The organism is Chryseobacterium sp. HNCC26DJ240, assembly GCF_057180485.1.
Genome location: NZ_JBXUGK010000004.1, coordinates 214636 through 230861, shown reverse-complemented (window position 1 = coordinate 230861; position 16226 = coordinate 214636). Strand labels below are relative to the sequence as shown.

The 16226-nt window shown below is 35.9% G+C and carries 16 protein-coding genes; 3 read left to right on the top strand and 13 right to left on the bottom strand.

From position 1 onward, the window contains the following. Positions 1–33: 33 nt before the first annotated feature. Both AC2A1G_RS09605 and AC2A1G_RS09600 read right to left on the bottom strand, forming a co-directional pair. Positions 34–1107, bottom strand: a complete 1074-nt coding sequence (locus tag AC2A1G_RS09605) for an L-dopachrome tautomerase-related protein (RefSeq protein ID WP_484046700.1) — start codon at positions 1105–1107, stop codon at positions 34–36. 133 nt (positions 1108–1240) lie between these two features. Beyond that, on the bottom strand, positions 1241–2134 hold the full coding sequence (locus AC2A1G_RS09600) for an MBL fold metallo-hydrolase (protein WP_484046699.1): 894 nt from the start codon (positions 2132–2134) through the stop codon (positions 1241–1243). Positions 2135–2236: 102 nt separating this feature from the next. On the opposite strand from AC2A1G_RS09600, the gene AC2A1G_RS09595 reads away from it, so the two are divergent. Continuing rightward, positions 2237–2593: a winged helix-turn-helix transcriptional regulator gene (locus AC2A1G_RS09595; RefSeq protein WP_240199589.1), complete on the top strand. Its 357-nt coding sequence runs from the start codon at positions 2237–2239 to the stop codon at positions 2591–2593. 146 nt (positions 2594–2739) lie between these two features. Here AC2A1G_RS09595 and AC2A1G_RS09590 read toward each other — a convergent pair whose 3' ends face one another. From AC2A1G_RS09590 to AC2A1G_RS09570, 5 genes are all read right to left on the bottom strand, one after another. Next, positions 2740–3630: a helix-turn-helix domain-containing protein gene (locus AC2A1G_RS09590; protein WP_484046698.1), complete on the bottom strand. Its 891-nt coding sequence runs from the start codon at positions 3628–3630 to the stop codon at positions 2740–2742. A 51-nt stretch (positions 3631–3681) separates the two neighbouring features. Beyond that, a complete protein-coding gene (locus AC2A1G_RS09585; RefSeq protein WP_484046697.1) occupies positions 3682–4539 on the bottom strand; it encodes an alpha/beta fold hydrolase in 858 nt (285 codons plus the stop codon). 135 nt (positions 4540–4674) lie between these two features. Beyond that, positions 4675–5499, bottom strand: coding sequence for an SDR family NAD(P)-dependent oxidoreductase (locus AC2A1G_RS09580; RefSeq protein WP_484046696.1), 825 nt, complete (start codon positions 5497–5499; stop codon positions 4675–4677). 188 nt (positions 5500–5687) lie between these two features. Beyond that, the gene (locus tag AC2A1G_RS09575) at positions 5688–6227 is read right to left on the bottom strand and encodes a carboxymuconolactone decarboxylase family protein (RefSeq protein ID WP_484046695.1); all 540 of its coding nucleotides are present in this window, start codon (positions 6225–6227) and stop codon (positions 5688–5690) included. A 33-nt stretch (positions 6228–6260) separates the two neighbouring features. After that, a complete protein-coding gene (locus tag AC2A1G_RS09570) occupies positions 6261–6995 on the bottom strand; it encodes a hypothetical protein (RefSeq protein ID WP_484046694.1) in 735 nt (244 codons plus the stop codon). 212 nt (positions 6996–7207) lie between these two features. Between AC2A1G_RS09570 and AC2A1G_RS09565 the strand changes: the two genes are divergently transcribed. Together AC2A1G_RS09565 and AC2A1G_RS09560 are read left to right on the top strand one after the other, a co-directional pair. Beyond that, a complete protein-coding gene (locus tag AC2A1G_RS09565; RefSeq protein ID WP_484046693.1) occupies positions 7208–8011 on the top strand; it encodes an SDR family oxidoreductase in 804 nt (267 codons plus the stop codon). Between the two features lie 37 nt (positions 8012–8048). Next, complete coding sequence (locus tag AC2A1G_RS09560; RefSeq protein ID WP_484046692.1) at positions 8049–8966, top strand: helix-turn-helix domain-containing protein; 918 nt, start codon at positions 8049–8051, stop codon at positions 8964–8966. A 12-nt stretch (positions 8967–8978) separates the two neighbouring features. Here AC2A1G_RS09560 and AC2A1G_RS09555 read toward each other — a convergent pair whose 3' ends face one another. From AC2A1G_RS09555 to AC2A1G_RS09530, 6 genes are all read right to left on the bottom strand, one after another. Beyond that, positions 8979–9800 (bottom strand): helix-turn-helix domain-containing protein, encoded by an 822-nt coding sequence (locus AC2A1G_RS09555; RefSeq protein ID WP_484046882.1) that lies wholly within the window; start codon positions 9798–9800, stop codon positions 8979–8981. 196 nt (positions 9801–9996) lie between these two features. Continuing rightward, positions 9997–10818 carry an SDR family NAD(P)-dependent oxidoreductase gene (locus AC2A1G_RS09550; RefSeq protein ID WP_484046691.1) on the bottom strand — a complete coding sequence of 274 codons (822 nt, stop codon included), beginning with the start codon at positions 10816–10818 and terminating at the stop codon, positions 9997–9999. A gap of 122 nt (positions 10819–10940) precedes the next feature. Next, a complete protein-coding gene (locus AC2A1G_RS09545; RefSeq protein ID WP_484046690.1) occupies positions 10941–11744 on the bottom strand; it encodes an enoyl-CoA hydratase/isomerase family protein in 804 nt (267 codons plus the stop codon). A gap of 100 nt (positions 11745–11844) precedes the next feature. Further along, positions 11845–12741 carry a helix-turn-helix domain-containing protein gene (locus AC2A1G_RS09540; protein WP_484046689.1) on the bottom strand — a complete coding sequence of 299 codons (897 nt, stop codon included), beginning with the start codon at positions 12739–12741 and terminating at the stop codon, positions 11845–11847. A 771-nt stretch (positions 12742–13512) separates the two neighbouring features. Further along, positions 13513–15090, bottom strand: a complete 1578-nt coding sequence (locus tag AC2A1G_RS09535) for a Na+/H+ antiporter (RefSeq protein ID WP_484046688.1) — start codon at positions 15088–15090, stop codon at positions 13513–13515. Between the two features lie 224 nt (positions 15091–15314). Continuing rightward, complete coding sequence (locus AC2A1G_RS09530; protein WP_484046881.1) at positions 15315–16157, bottom strand: SDR family oxidoreductase; 843 nt, start codon at positions 16155–16157, stop codon at positions 15315–15317. Positions 16158–16226: the final 69 nt, after the last annotated feature.

The following is a 16226-nucleotide window of genomic DNA, read 5'->3' as shown; positions in this document are numbered from 1 at the left end:
TATTTATTTTTGAATTTAAATCTTGAAATAATTTCAATTTCGTTGTGGTTTTGCATTGATTTTTAGCTTATAAATCACAACAGGAAATTTCACTTTACTTTTTCCGTTTTGAAATGCCGCCAAACGATTCAGCTGACCTGTCGGAATCCATAGATATCCATTGTCATCAATCCATAAAGCATCTGCCCAAAGCAATCTTCTGTCTTTAATGACCAGACTTTCTTTTCCTTCCTGTGATATTTTGATGATTTCACTTTTATTTACATCGCTTACATAGATATTTCCGTCTGCATCAATGGCTGTTCCTCCTGTTGATGGGGTTTTATAGAATAATTCTACTTTGGAAGCTAAATCTTTTTCAGATATATTTTCATCATTCAAATATTGCGTTTCCACTCTCCAAAGCGGACCGCTTGCAGGCTGGAAATACAACCATTTTCCATCGGGAGAAATCTCCAATTGGTCTGCGTGGATTCTCACTTCATTTCCTTTTTCATCTTTCATAATTTTCCCTTTTGCTTTTATGGGTAAATTATCGGTGGTTGAAGGGTGATTTTCCAAAACTCTTCTGCCTTTTCCTGTTGTTTTATCCAAAATAATTAAAGCCGGTTCGCCTGCATCAGTGAGATAAATGGTATTTCCAGAAATCCTTAAATCATCAATAAAAGTCGAAGGTTTTGCAATTCCTGAAAGTGGAATAATCTGCTGAACGGTATTGGTTTTAGTATTGATAGAAACCAGTTTCAAAGCATTTCCTGATATAGGATTTTCTCCCATCGAAGGCGTTCCCGTATCGACAATCCAAAGCAAACCGTCCGGTCCTATTCTCAGTGAATTGGTTCTTATGAATTTCTCATTCACATCAGCTCCCGATTCCCAATTGTTCCAATCTTCATTTGGATAGGGAATGATTTTTCCGTTTTTCAGAACTTCTCCGATTCTCATTCCTTTATCGCCCTCGATTCTTGGGAAATTAACGAAGATTCTTCCGTCCGAACTAGTTGTAACACCATTCCAGACGATATCTGATGTTGCTGCTTTTTCTAATTGTGCGTTCGCAATTCCGAAGAAAAGAAATAAGGTAAGAAGATTGGATTTATTTTTCATTTTAGTTTGATTTTCAATGATTTTGATAAGTCAAAGGTAGAAGCATTACGGCTGAATAAATAGTCCATTTCGGGATAAGAATAGCACAGATTTACAGAAAATGAAAAATCCTTCGCAATGGAAGGATTTAATTCTAAACTGTATAAAAAGCTTTCGGAACAAAGCGATAACTTTTTTCATTTTTTTCAATAAAACCTAAACCGGGAAAAGGCAAATGGTCTCCGAAAAGAAGTTGTTTTGTAGATGCTAATTTTTCTAGAACTGCTTTACGTGTTTCAATACCCAGTTCAAAATCGGAATCAATTTGATTACCCCATTCCGGATGCTCTATCAACATAATATGCTGAAAAGTATCAGCGATATGTATCAATTCTTCTCCTTCGGATGAAATAGTAATTATTGTATGACCCGGTGTGTGACCCGGAGCGTGTTCCAATTTAAGAAAGCCAAAAAGATTAGCGTCATCTAAATAAAAATTAAGTTTTGCACCAATTGGCTTGAAATGGTCTCTTGCAAACTGAATTTCAAAATCTGAAAACTGATTCTTTGTACCTTTTGAAAAATCAGGTTCATCAGACATCCAAAAGTTATATTCTGTTTCTGAAATGTAATAATCAGCATTCTCAAAAACTAATTTTCCGTCTTTATCAACAACACCTCCAATATGATCAGGATGGGCGTGTGTAAAGACAATATCCGTGATATCCTGAGGGCTGACTCCTAAATTCTTAAGGTTTTCAATTAATTTTCCAGTGGAAGGAGATAAGAGTACACCGCTCCCTGTATCGATAAGAATGTTCCTTTCTCCATTCATTACTAGAAGAATATTGCCTGCCAATTCTAATTTGTCCTCAAGAAGCCTACTTTCATTTAAAAAATTTCTGAGCTCCTCTTTCTCAATATTTGGAGCAAACATTGGCTGAATGTTTTCAATCTCTATGACTCCATCTGTAATCACAGCCAAATGAAGTTGTCCTAATTGGAATTTAAAATATCCAGAATTTTTAATACTGTTGATTGTATTCATTTTTTTATAAATTTGTTGATACAAAATTAAAGCAAGTAACTATCTAAAAGATATTACTATCCTTTTTGATAGCACTATCTTTTAAGTAAGCAATGGATTATTATGGCTAGAGTAACTGACGGTACTGAACAAAAAACCTGTATGGAAATAATGCTTCCCATACAGGACGCATTAGAGATACTAAAAGGAAAATGGAAATTGCCGATTATCGTTTCTTTATCTTTTGGAAGTAAAAGATTTAGAGAGCTTGCAAGAGAAATTCCCAAAATAACCGATAAGGTTTTATCAAAAGAACTAAAAGAATTGGAGACAAATCTTTTAATTACCAGAACCGTACACGACACGTTTCCACCAACGGTAGAATACGAAATCACAGAACACGGCCTGTCTCTGGAAAAAGTCATTATGGCGATGAAAGACTGGGGACTGGAACATAGAAAAAAAGTCACAGGAAAGTAGTTTTTACTTTCCTGTGACTTTTATTTTGATTAATTCTAATGACCTTAAATCCTCAAAATTAAGATTAATTCTCAATACATTTTTTCTTCACTTTGTTGCGAAAAAACACTCGAATTGACAAATCGTCAAAAGTATTCAACGAGCTCTTAATTCATCTGCGACTTCCTGAATTCCAAAGGCTTCATTCCCGTCTGTTTTTTGAATAATCTTGTGAAATAAGAGGCATTTTCAAAGCCTAATTCATAAGCGATTTCAGCAACTCCTTTTTCTCCTAATCTCAATAGGTTTTTCGCTTCAGAAATCATAAAAATATGAATGAGTTCCATTGCGGTTTTTCCTGTTTCCTGCTTTAATAAATCACTTAAATATCTTGGCGAAACAAAAAGCTGGTCGGCTAAAAATGCGACATTCGGAAGTCCGTTTTTCTCCAATAAACCTTCGCTGATGTATTTTCTCAACGCATCATTGAATTTTGAAGCTGTCTTTCCAGTCACTTGCGCTCGGTCGATAAACTGTCTTTTGTAATATCGCTGCGCATATTTTAGAATCGATGAAATATGACTTAAGATAATCTCACGGCTGTATTCATCAGGATTATTAAAATATTCTCCCTGAATTTTCGATTGAAGCTCTAGGATAATCTGCTCTTCTTTTGGAGAAAGATGCAAAGCTTCTGTCACTTCATAATCAAAGAAACTGTATTTTTCAATTTCCTTGAAAAGCTCGTGGCCATTCAGATAATCTTCGTGAATCATCAGCATATAGCCTTTTTCTTCAAACTCAAGATTTTTCATCTCGATAATCTGTCTCGGTTTCGCAAAAAACAGACAGCCGTTGTCGTGGTCATACGGTGTGCGGCCGTACATAAAAATCCCTGATTTTATTTTCTTGAAAGCTATCACATAACAATCTGTGGTAAACTCTCTGTTCCCCAATTTACACTCCGACTGACAGCCAATCATACTGAAAAGCGGATGTTCCGGAGCGTCCCAATGATTACCCAAATGTAATTCGGTAAGGGTTTTGTAATGTTGCATCGGTTTAATTTTATCTAAGTTAAAATAATTTACCGGAAACAGGATTTACTATTATCCTAAAAAAAGGTTGATATATCCTGCCGTAAGTTCCGGATGCTGATGTTGAGGACCGTGCCCCGCGTCATTCAAAATAATATGCTGCATTGTAGGTGCATTTTTCAATAACGGAAACCAGTTTTCTGTCGCAAAGCTGATGTCGTGGTCCCCGGAAATAACCAAAACGGGAGATTTCAATGTTTTGTAGCCTTCTCTAAAGTTCAGTTTATCTTCTTTCATTGTTCCCGAACCCGCAATATATCTCTGGAAAACTTCCATTGTAGAAGGAATCAACGAACGCTCTAATCTCTGCCCGATTCTGTCGTGAGATTCCTGGGCTGCCTGTCTGCTTTTTTCGGAAGCCGGCTCAAAGAACAGATAATATTCATCTTCCAAATCATTAATTGGTTTTAAAGCGTGGTCAAAAAACACCTGTTCTATTGGAACTGCATTTTCTCCCGGAGGATTTGTTCCAATTAAAATGGTATTCAAAACCCTGTCCTGATTCTGAAAAGTAACAGCCTGCGCCACCAATCCGCCATAAGACCAACCCAAAACATTAAACTTATCGATTCCCAAATGGTCTGCCAAAGCCGGAACCGTACTTGCCACTTCTACAATATCCAAAGGCAACTCTCCTTCTGAACTTCCGATTCCCGGATAATCAAAAAGAATAACGGTATTTTTTTCTGCCAAAGAATCTAAAAACAAGGGGTCCCAAGTGTCCATAATTCCTCTGAATCTGTTCACAAAGAACAAGGGAGCGCCATTTCCGAATTGTCTGTAAGCAATTTTGTTGTTGTTGTTGTTGTTGTTGTTGTTGTTGTTGATTTCTGCAAATTGTGTTTCTGCGTTTAAGGCTATCGTTTTCATAAGTATTGAGATTTTGTTTTGTTATTTAATAATTCAAAGTTGAGAATTTTTGGCTAGAATTAATTTCACAAATCAGCGGAACTTTAGCACAAAAAAACATTGTTATTTTTCCGCCGATTTAGATTTTAAATTTAATTAATGACCGTGAGCCGCAATACTCACCTCTTTCCAGTTTTGGATTTCGTCTAATCTTTTTGTGTAAACCTCGTTCACAACGTGATAAGCAATTTTCCCAAACAATAATCGTTGTGGAGGATTTTGATTGTCAATAAGATTCAAAACAGGTTCTACTGTCGCTTCCGGTTTTCCCCAAGTGTCAGGATTTTCGCCTGTTTCCGCAAATGCTTCACGTACAGGATTGTAATCTGCAATATCCGAAGAAGTCTGAACCGCAGAAGCTCCTGCCCAATCCGTTGCAAATCCGTTAGGTTCAATTAAAGTGGTTTTGATTCCCAAATGTGCCGTTTCCGAGCCAATGGTTTCAATCAATCCTTCCACTGCAAATTTTGAAGCGTTGTACAATCCTAAAAGCGGTAAAGTCGTTAATCCCAAAAAGCTGGAAATCTGAATAATATGTCCGCTTTTTTGCTTTCTCATCACGGGTAAAACAGCTTGTGCTACCCAAAGCGAACCGAAAAAATTGGTTTCCATCTGTTCTCTCGCCTGCTGTTCTGTTGTTTCTTCCGTTGTTCCGAATAAACCAAAACCTGCATTGTTAATCAAGACATCAATTCTTCCGAAATATTTTTCTACCTGTTCCGTTACTTCAAAAACTTCTGAACGGTTGTTGACATCAAGCTTTAAAGGCAAAATATTGTCGCCGTATTTATCTTTCAAATCTTGTAATGCAGCAATATTTCTTGCTGTTGCTGCTACTTTGTCTCCTCTTTCCAAAAGTGCTTCAGCCCATAATTTTCCGAATCCTTTTGATGCTCCTGTGATAAAAACTATTTCACTCATTGTTTTAATTTTTTAGTGTTATTTAATGAAGCAAAGTTATCATCAAACCCAACGGAACAGGTAGCTCATTTTAGCTGAAAAATAGCACAGAAATACGTTTTGGAAAAAATTTACAAATAAAAAAAGCCTCCCGAAAATACATCCGAAAGGCTTACACTTAAAACTAAATACTTATATTAAAACACTTCTTAAATAGCTTGTGCCAGAGGAAAATCAATAGGAATCTGTGTATTGGCAAATACATAGTTGGTAAAGCTTCTCAATGCTACCAAAGCAGTCAATTCAATCAAAGCTTTTTCGTCGTATCCGGTGTTGAAGAAATTTTCTAAAGCTCCGTTTCCTGCATTTCCTTTATTGTTTGCGATGGAGTGAGCCAACTTAATCGCAGCATCTAATTTTGCCTCAGAAAAACTTCCTTTTCTTATTTCCAGCGTATCTTCTTCTGTAAAGCCTCTCATTTTCGCTAAAGTCGTGTGCGCCGCCAAACAGTAATCACATTCGTTGACTTGCGAAACGACTAGATTAATAGCTTCTCTTTCTTTCGCTGTAAAAGATGAGTCGTGCGCCAAAGATGCTTCGGTTTCCAACATCGATTTTAAAGCGGATGACGAATAACCAATAGTTGCATACAAATTGGGAATTTTCCCCATTTTTTTCTCTACAGATTCTAAAATACTCTGTGCAGTAAAACTTAATTGCCCTTTTTCGGGTACTGAAATTGTTTTCATTTTTTTATGATTTTTAATGTTATTTTTTATAATTTATTTTTCAAATTTTACATCCAGAATATCGATAGAAACCAATACAAAGTCTTTGTTGTAAGAGCTATCTTCATCATTCAAAACATAAATATTTCTTTTTGTTCCGGTTTTTATGCCTTCAAATTCTTTGTAATCTTCAATAATCTGTGCTGCAGAAGAGCCGCCCAAAACTGCAGGCCAATAGTCGTGACGTTTTAAAAGTCCGTCTTCATTAAAATAAAATATCTGTCGTTTGCTGTGAGTAGCGAAACTATCGGGATAAATCACTTCCAGCCTATCCAATATTTCACCGTTTTCATTCCAAAATCCAAGATGATTGATTTCCACTCCAGGAACCAGAAAATTAAAAGGAGCCGTTGCGTAATTCCAGGTTGCATAACTGGAGAAATAAATAAGCTGAGCTCTTGTCCAAGGCGTTTCCACGGTATGACCTTTGAACGATTCTCTCGGGTTTTCCAAAGATTCTATAAGTTGTCCGTTTTCGTCAAATAACTGAACTTTTCCGGGTTCAAAAGATGAGGTATAATTTTCTTTAAAAATATTTTCCCATATGCTTTTCTGCTCTTTTAAAGAACCGACAAACTGTACATCGCTCAATGCATTTTCGTGTCCTTTCATTCCCCAGACCGCACCACCGATTTGGGTGTGGATTTTTACCGTCTGAAATTCTGCAGCGCTGTTGATTCCGTGAGCGGCTAAAACTTTATTTACCAATGTTTGAGTTGAGGTTTCCATTTTTTAAATTTTAAAGTGTTATTAAATTGTTTCGTTTTGTTGATACAAAGTTAGCTCGGCTTACAGCCTAAAGTGTAGTTCATTTCAGCGGAAGAATAGCACAGAATTACCCAACCGAAATCGTAGAAATGTATAAGACATTCCGTAAAATCGACAAGCGATTCGTGTTTGCTTATCGGAACTTTGTCTAAGAAATTTTAAACAAATTCATTATGAAAAATACAGTATTCATCACCGGTGCATCATCGGGATTGGGAAAAGCATCCGCAAAATTATTTCAGCAAAACGGATGGAATGTCATCGCTGCAATGCGTTCGCCGGAAAACGAAAAAGAACTGAATCTTCTTGAAAATGTTCTATTGGTAAAACTGGATGTCACAAATCCACAGCAAATTCAGGAACCGATAACAAAAGCAACAGAAACATTCGGTTCGATTGATGTTTTGTTAAACAGCGCAGGCTATGGATTGATGGGCGTTTTCGAATCTTCAAATCCTGAACAGATTCAGAAACAGTTTGAAGTCAATGTTTTTGGTCTGATGAATGTTACCAAAGCCATCTTACCGATAATGCGAACTCAGAAAAAAGGAACAATCATTAATATTTCTTCGTTTGGAGGAATTACAGCGGGGCCGTTTGCCAGTTTATACAACAGCTCGAAATTTGCAGTAGAGGGATTTTCCGAAGCTTTACACTTTGAGGTTTCCTCATTTGGAATTGATGTAAAAATCGTAGAACCGGGCAGTATCGCCACCAATTTCAGAAGCGGAATCGAGATGATTCAGAACACAATTGAAGAATACAATACGAAATTGGCAGCATTTATCCCGAAATTCACCAAACGTACAGAACATCTTCCAAAAGCGAGCGCAGAAGAAGTTGCAGAAACTATTTTCGGTGCTGCAACGGACAAACTTTCCAAATTAAGATATGTGATTGGCGAAGATGCGCAGTTTTATATCGATTTGAAAAACAAAAATTCCGAAGAAGATTTTATGAGACTGATGCAGAATTAATCATTAGAAAACTTTAATTTTAACTAAAATCAGGAAAATGCCAGAAGCTTTTATTTCCATAAAATCTGTTGCAGACCTTCATCTTTTTTACAATTATGGAAGTCCGAAACATCCTTTGATTACAGTGATTGATTTGAAAAACGTAAGCCGTTCCGACGAAAATTTTGCAGACTATCTGTACAGCCTTGATTTGTACACGATTGTTTACAAAAAATTTAAAGGAAGTTTAAAATACGGACGTTCAAATTATGATTTTCAGGAAGGGACTTTGATGTTTACGGCTCCGAATCAGGTGATGAGCCCGAGTGCAGATACAGAGATTGAAGAAGGATGGTTTCTGGCATTTCATCCTGATTTTATTTACGGTTCAGATTTAGGCAAAAAAATTCAGAATTATAGCTTTTTCCAGTACGAAAGTAATGAAGCGCTTCACATTTCGGAAGATGAAAAAATTTTGCTTGATGAGGTCATTGTAAGAATTAAAAAAGAATATTCCCAGAATATCGATCGCCACACTCAAGGTTTAATTTTAAATCAAATTGAAATGCTTTTGAATTATTCTGATAGATTTTATGACCGACAGTTTTTTACCCGAAACAAAACCGGAAATGATGTGACCCAGCGTTTTGAAATTCTCCTTAATGATTATTTTAATGATGAACAATTGATTGAAAAAGGGATTGCCGAAGTAAAATATTTCGCCGAAAAACTGAATCTTTCTTCTAACTATTTATCAGATTTGCTCAGTAAATTCACAGGCAAAACGACGATAGAGCACATTCATCTGAAATTGGTTGACAAAGCAAAAAATATACTTTTGGGAACTACAAAATCGGTAAGCGAAATTGCTTACGAACTCGGTTTTGAACATCCCTCCCACTTTACCAAAATTTTTAAAACCAAAGCCGGAATTTCTCCGCTGCATTTCAGGAAACAGTTTCCTGAGCAGAATTAAAAATATTTAAAACTACTTAACCGCTTCCTTTTTATATTGAACGGGCGTTACCCCAACCACTTTTTTGAATAATCTGGTAAAGTAAGACGGACTTTCAAAGCCTAAATCATAGGCAATTCCTGCAACATTGCTTTCCGAACTCAGCAACAGATTTTTAGCTTCTTTAATCAAGTAAATATGAACGTGTTCCAAGGCAGTTTTTCCGGTTTCCTGTTTCAAAATATCACTGAGATAACGGGAAGAAACTGCCAATTGATTGGCCATAAAATTAACGCTTGGCAAACCGTCTTCAATATGTTTGTTAGCTTTGAAATAATCATCTAGAACCGTCAGGAATTTTTTCACCATCGTTCCTGAAACATTTATGCTTCGGTCTATGAACTGCCTTTTGTAAAAACGGTCAGAATATTTTAAAATAGAATCGATATGAGAGAGGATAATTTCCCTGCTGAATTCATCAGAGTTTTCCTCATACTCTCTTCTGATTTTCTCATATAGTTCCCACATAATCACCTCTTCCGAAGGCGAAATGTGAAGGGCTTCATTAATTTCATATTCAAAATAACCGTACTTTTTAATTTGCTCATTCAGCGGATGTCCCGACAGATAATCTTCGTGGAAAAACATTACAAAGCCTTTTTCAGCAAACTGAACATTGCGAACTTCAATGATTTGTCTTGGTTTCATAAAAACCGCCGAACCATTGTTGTGGTCATATTTTGTTTTTCCGTATAAAACATAACCAGATTTGATTTTCTTTAAACCAATCATATAAAAATCTCCTGTAAACCGGTCTTCCCCGACAGAATAGGTCATTAATTCTTTGCAGGTCATCAAACTCAAAAGAGGATTTTTCGGAGGTTCGAATCCACTTTTTCTCGTGTAATTCTACGATGCTTTTATAATGATTGATTTTTTCCATATTTAATTGGTTAATATTTTCTTCAATAAGAAGATTATTAGTCGTTATCAAATTTAATAAATAAAAAAACAGAAATGACAAGCACTTCTGTTTTGTATAGTAACTGACTTATCCGTGAGCTGCTTCGGAAACTTCTTTCCAGTCGTTCCAGACCTGAAGTTTTTCGGCGTACACTCTTTCTGTTTTTCTTAATCCCACTTTTCCCAAGAATAGACGTAATGGCGGATTCTCGCTATCAATTAATTTTAAAATCGCAGGAACCGTTGCTTCTGGTTTTCCATAATCTTCGGGCAACAGACCTTCAGCTTCTCCCAAGCTTGATTTCAAAGCATTATAAGCAGGAATAGCATCGCCGTGAACCGCTGAACTTCCGCCAAAATCTGTAGTATAGCCGTTGGGCTCAATCATCGTAACGTGAATTCCGAAGTCTTTCACTTCTGTTGCCAAAGCTTCGCTGAAACCTTCCACTGCAAATTTTGTAGCATTATAAATTCCTAAAGTCGGCAAACTCCAAACGCCCAAAACACTTGATAACTGAATCACGTGACCATTTCCCTGCGCTCTGAAAATCGGTAAAGCCGCCTGCGTTACCCAAAGTGTCCCGAAGACATTGGCTTCAAAAACATCTTTTGTTACTTTCTCTCCCACTTCTTCCACTGCTCCAAAAACGCCATAACCGGCGTTATTAATAACAACATCCAGACTTCCGAAATGATTCTTCGCTTTATTTACTGCTTCAAAAACCGCTTCTCTGTCTGTGATATCCAAAGAAATAGGAAGGAAAGTTTCAGGATATTGTTCTGCCAAATCCTTGTAAGCCTCAATATTTCTTGATGTTGCCGCTACTTTGTCACCTCTTTTAAGGAATGCTTCTGTCCAAAGTTTTCCGAATCCTCTTGATGCTCCTGTGATAAAAATTGTCTTTTCCATTTTTAAAAATTTTAATTGTTTTGTTTTTTAATTTTGATAGGACAAAGTTATCTCGTATCAGAGCCAATCTTGTAGCTCAAATCAGCGGAAGAATAGCACAGAATTACGGAAGTTTTATCTGGTTATAAATATTTTCCAAGATTAAGTTCGACATCGCCATAGGTCTGTAATCCCTGGTCTAAGAGTTTTTTAATTCTGGTTCTTGCTTCAGGCTCTGTTAATGATGCGAAGAAGGCTATTTGCGTTTCCATAATATGTTTATTTTTAGGAATAATCACTCTTTCGTTCATCGTTGCCTTTATTTTCTTGATGATTTTCAAATCAAATGAATCGATTCTTTTAGCTAAATTTTCTACAAATGCATCCAATTCATTATCGGGAAATGCACGGTTAATCCAACCATAATCAGCTGCAGTTTGGGCATCATAATCGTCTCCGCTCAGAATAATTTCCAGAGCTCTGGCTTTTCCTGTTAAAAGATGAAGACGCTCCAATCCGCCACCGCCGGGAAAAGAACCGATTCCGATTTCGGGCTGTGCAAAAACGGCTTTTTCCTTGCTTGCAAAACGCATATCAAAAGCCTGAATAAACTCGCTTCCCAAACCTCTCGCTCTTCCTCTGATAGAAGCAATGCTTACAAACGGAGCCTGTTCGAGACGTTTTGCAACATCGGGCCAGGATTTTGAAAGTCCGGTTTTTCCCTCACCTTTGGGAAAATCAAAAATATTGACCAATTCTGCGTGAGCGACATAAAATTCTGGGTTGGAACTTTCAAAAACCACTACTTTTAAGTTTTCGTTGGCTTCCAATTCATCCATTAATGTTCTTAACTGAACCGAAAATTCAGGGTCGAATACGTTTACCGGAGGATGATTAATGGCTACTTTCCAATAGCTTTCTGTTATTTTCTGTGTTGTAAAAATCATAGTAATAATTTTAATTAATGTTAATCTTAAGACATAAATTATTGTCTGTTCAAAATTAATCGGACAGACTTTTGATTTTTAACACAAATCGTGGAATATGTTATCCTTTTCTCTGATTCCTGACTTCTGTAGGGGAAATTCCTTTAACCTTTCTAAAAAACCTTGAAAAATAAGGCACATTGCTAAATCCTAATCGGAAAGCTACATCGCTGATATTCAAATCAGTTTGAAGTAATAAAATTTCGGCCTGTTCTGCAACAAAATCGTGAATGATAGTAATTGTACTTTTCCCTGTTTCCGTACGCACAAGCTCAGTTAAATAATTGGAAGAAAGATGAAGTTTTTCGGCAATCGATGAAACAGTCGGAATATTCTGAACCGCTACTGATAGGTCACGATAATGTTCCTGTAAAAGCATTTTTATTTTTGAGCTAACTGAAATTTCACCTAAAGACTTTTCCTTAAATTGTCTCTCGTAGAAAAGTTCTGCGTAAGTAAGAATTACATTTAGCAAAGATAAAATCACATCGATATTGGCATTGCTTTTATTTTCAATCAACTCATAATGAATCTTTGTAAAAAGCCATGTAATGGTTTCCTCTTCCTTCTCTGTCATAAACAGAGCATCATTTATTTCGTAGCTGAAATATTTGTACTGTTGAATTCTATTAAAAACAGGATTTTTCTTAATCAAATCAGGATGAAAAACAAAAGCATAACCATCCCAAAACGTTAGGCTATCCCAGGAAACCACTTGTCCGGGTTCACTAAAAAGCATGAGGCCATTTTCTGTATGGTATTTATTGTTTCCGTAATTAATATCTCCCGTGAAATTCTTCTTTAATGATATTTTAAAAAGATTAACCTGAATTTCTTTGCTTGTTTTAGGAAAATTAGGAATTGCCTGTTTGCACACTCTGCTGTCCATTAAAGGATGCAAAGGACCTAAGAGATTCAGATATTTGTTATATTCAGATAAATCACTAAATGTTTTCATATTTACAAAATTGCAAATTAGTTTTAGAATTTGAATGTAAAGTTTACTACAATGAAAATAATCAATAAAATTATAATTAAAAGACAATCGAAGTAAGCTAAAATCAAATTATGAAAATTTCGATTGTTTTAAATGTTTAAAATTATATTGCAAATAATTTTACAACTATAAGAAATTTAATCCTAAATTATTGAAAGTCAATTCTTGTTTAATTTGGCTTAAACGAACTAAATCATCAATAAAAGTGTTTGAAGATACGCTCGTCTTGATCACTTAAGGAGACAACTATTTACTAGTTGTCTCTTTTTTTATAGACATAACAAAATTATTCATCAAACTGTTACAGCTTGACATTTTATGGTTTGAATTTTTTCACTTGAAATCTTTAGCCTATGTAAAATATACAGCCTAACAGTGCTACATCAGAGACTTCATCAGCATTGAAGTATGGTTTGAAATCTCATTAAGGTTCTAGTATTTTTTCTCTTTTGGTTTATTATAACTGATACTAAATATAGTAATTCTAATATGATTTTAAAAGAAAAATTCTTTCTTTATAACAATATTTTTGTAAGTAAATGATTTTAATCTATGAAGACGGTAATCTATTTCAATATTTTTATTATCTATTAAAATACGGATTAACTGTAAATTTCATTTCCCCATTGAATCAGTAAGTTTCTACAGGTTTATAAAGGCAAAATAGAATGTTCAACAGTTTCAAAGATTTTATTCTGAAAAAAAAGGTCTCAAAACTATTTTAGCAAAGTCTTAGCTTTTCATATTCAATCTTTCCTCCTGCAGATCCAAAAGTCTCAGATGTTTTCTAATAATATTTTCATCAAGTAAGAGTTCTTCACGGTTTTTATTGATAAGCCAGCTTCTTTGAGTGTCGAGAATATCAATATAAATATTTCTATATTCCTCATAATTCAGAATAATTTCAGAACTGTTAAACTGATTTTCATATTTCTGTAACTGATCTTTCAACGTCGGAAAACTTTCTATTTTATCAGCATAGTCGCTCCGGATTTTATCAATCGCTACTTTTGCCAGACTGTTCTGAATGTCGTAATCTATCTCTTTCGTGCTTCTTATAAAATCCCGGTCTACCGGAGGAAATCTTTTAAGTAAAAAAGGAAGGGTAAGCCCCTGTAAAAGTAGCGTTAACAGAATGACAATAAATGTAATAAAAAGGATCATATTTCTTTGTGGGAACGGAGAGCCATCATCCAACGTCATGGGAATGGATAACGCTGCTGCTAGGGAAACTACGCCACGCATTCCGGTCCATCCAATAATTAAAGGAGTTTGCCAGCCTGGTGACTGCGGATCTGCAACGGTAATAAAATTTCTCATAACTAAAGTTGTAATCAATGCACCATAACCTGCAAAAATTCTTACTACAACGAGTACAACGGTAACTGCAACTCCATACCTTATCGCTGTATAAATATCTGTATTTCCAAGGCCGGAAACAATTTCCGGCAGATCTAAACCAATCAGCATAAAAACAATTCCGTTTAACAGAAAGCAAAAACTCTCCCAGACTGTTACCGTACGTATTCGTGACGCACTGCTTAAAAAATCATGACTTCGATATGAAAGAAACAACCCACCTGTTACTACCGCCAACACTCCCGATGCATGAAGCTGTTCAGCAGCAAGATACATAGAAAACGGCGCAATAAAAGTCAGCAAAATATCTATATTTGAATCGGTAGGTAAAATTTTGTGCATCTTCAGAAAGAAATACGCAATAGCAAGCCCAATTCCTAATCCTCCAAAGCACATCCACACAAAACTTCCGGCCGCTTCATGCCAGACAAACTGTCCTGTGGCAGCAGCTATCATTGCAAATCTGAAAATAATAAGAGAAGAAGCATCATTCAGCAAACTTTCACCTTCCAGAATGGAAGCCAGTCTTTTGGGAACTTTTACGAATTTTAAAATTGCTCCGGCGCTAACGGCATCCGGTGGAGAAACAATACCTCCCAATAAAAACCCAAGAGCCAGAGAAAATCCGGGAATAAAATAATTTGCGAAAACAGCAACTGACAATGCTGTAAAAAAAACAACGACAAAAGCAAAACTGAAAATAATCCTGCGCCATCGCCAAAGCTCTTTCCATGAGGTTGACCAGGCAGCTTCATATAATAAAGGAGGTAAAAAAATGATGAACAGTAATTCGGGCTCTATTTTAATGGGTGGCACACCAGGAATAAAGCTTATAGCAAGTCCTGCCAATACCAGTAAAACAGGATATGCAACTTTAATTTTATTGGCCAGCATGATAAGCATCGTAATTAAGAAAACCAGGAAAAGATAAAATTCAAAATCTTTAAGCATATGGAACATTTTATATACTTAAATATATATCAAATTTTTAAAAATTTTATATTTTAATGATATTGATCTCATCAAAAAGCTGTTACTTTTTTATTCTTTACTTATTAAACAAAATACCAAAGCAAAAAATGTTTTTGCTTTGGTATAATAAATTATTTTTGACCTATAATCTGCATCGGATTTAGGATGGAACACTGCAATAAAAATTTGAGGGTTTCAATACTTTACTTCAACAAATCTCCCATTCCAAAAGCTGTTAACGCTTTATCATATTCAGCTTGTACTGCATCATTTGCAGCTTTAATGTATTGTCCTGTGAAAGGGTCAACATTAGTTCTTATCGGGCGCTGACCTTTGGGTAAGCTTATTAAATTTACAACTGCGTCTGCAATATCCTGCGGATTAGGTTTTAGAGTTTCGAATGCTTTACCAACAGCAGCACCCATTTTATTAGGATAATCTGCTATGGCTTGATAAGCATCGTTAACCGAAGCATCGGAACCAGGGTTGAATTTTTGTGACATCTCTGTTGGGAAAGCACCTGGTTGTAGGATAGCAACGTCCACACCCAAAGGTCTTACTTCATAATGTAAACCTTCGCTGATACCTTCCAAACCAAATTTTGAAGCACTGTACATTGTTGCAAAAGGAAACGATACGGTACCAAATCCGCTGGTGATATTGATGATCAGACCTTCGGATTGTTTACGCATAAATGGCAACACCAATTTCATCAATCGCCAAGGTGCGATGACATTGATATCAAATATTTCCTGCACATCGGCGGTGGTAAAACTTTCGGCCACACCGTTTCTGCTAAATCCCGCATTGTTTACCAAAACATCTACTGTTCCTTCTTTTTCGATAATGGTGTCTATGGCGTTCTGCACACTGTTTTCGTCCGTAAGTGCAACATCCAAAACGGTGATGTTTTCTGTCTCTGAAAGAGCTTTTGCTTTATCTGAATTTTTACCGTTTGTATCTCTCATTGTAGCATAAACCTGGTGTCCCAAGGCTGCAACGCTCTTTGCGGTAAGCCATCCAAATCCGCTATTTGTTCCTGTAATTAATACTATTTTTTTGCTTATTATATTTTGTTTTAAATTAATGATACAAATTTCCGCACTTTAAAAACC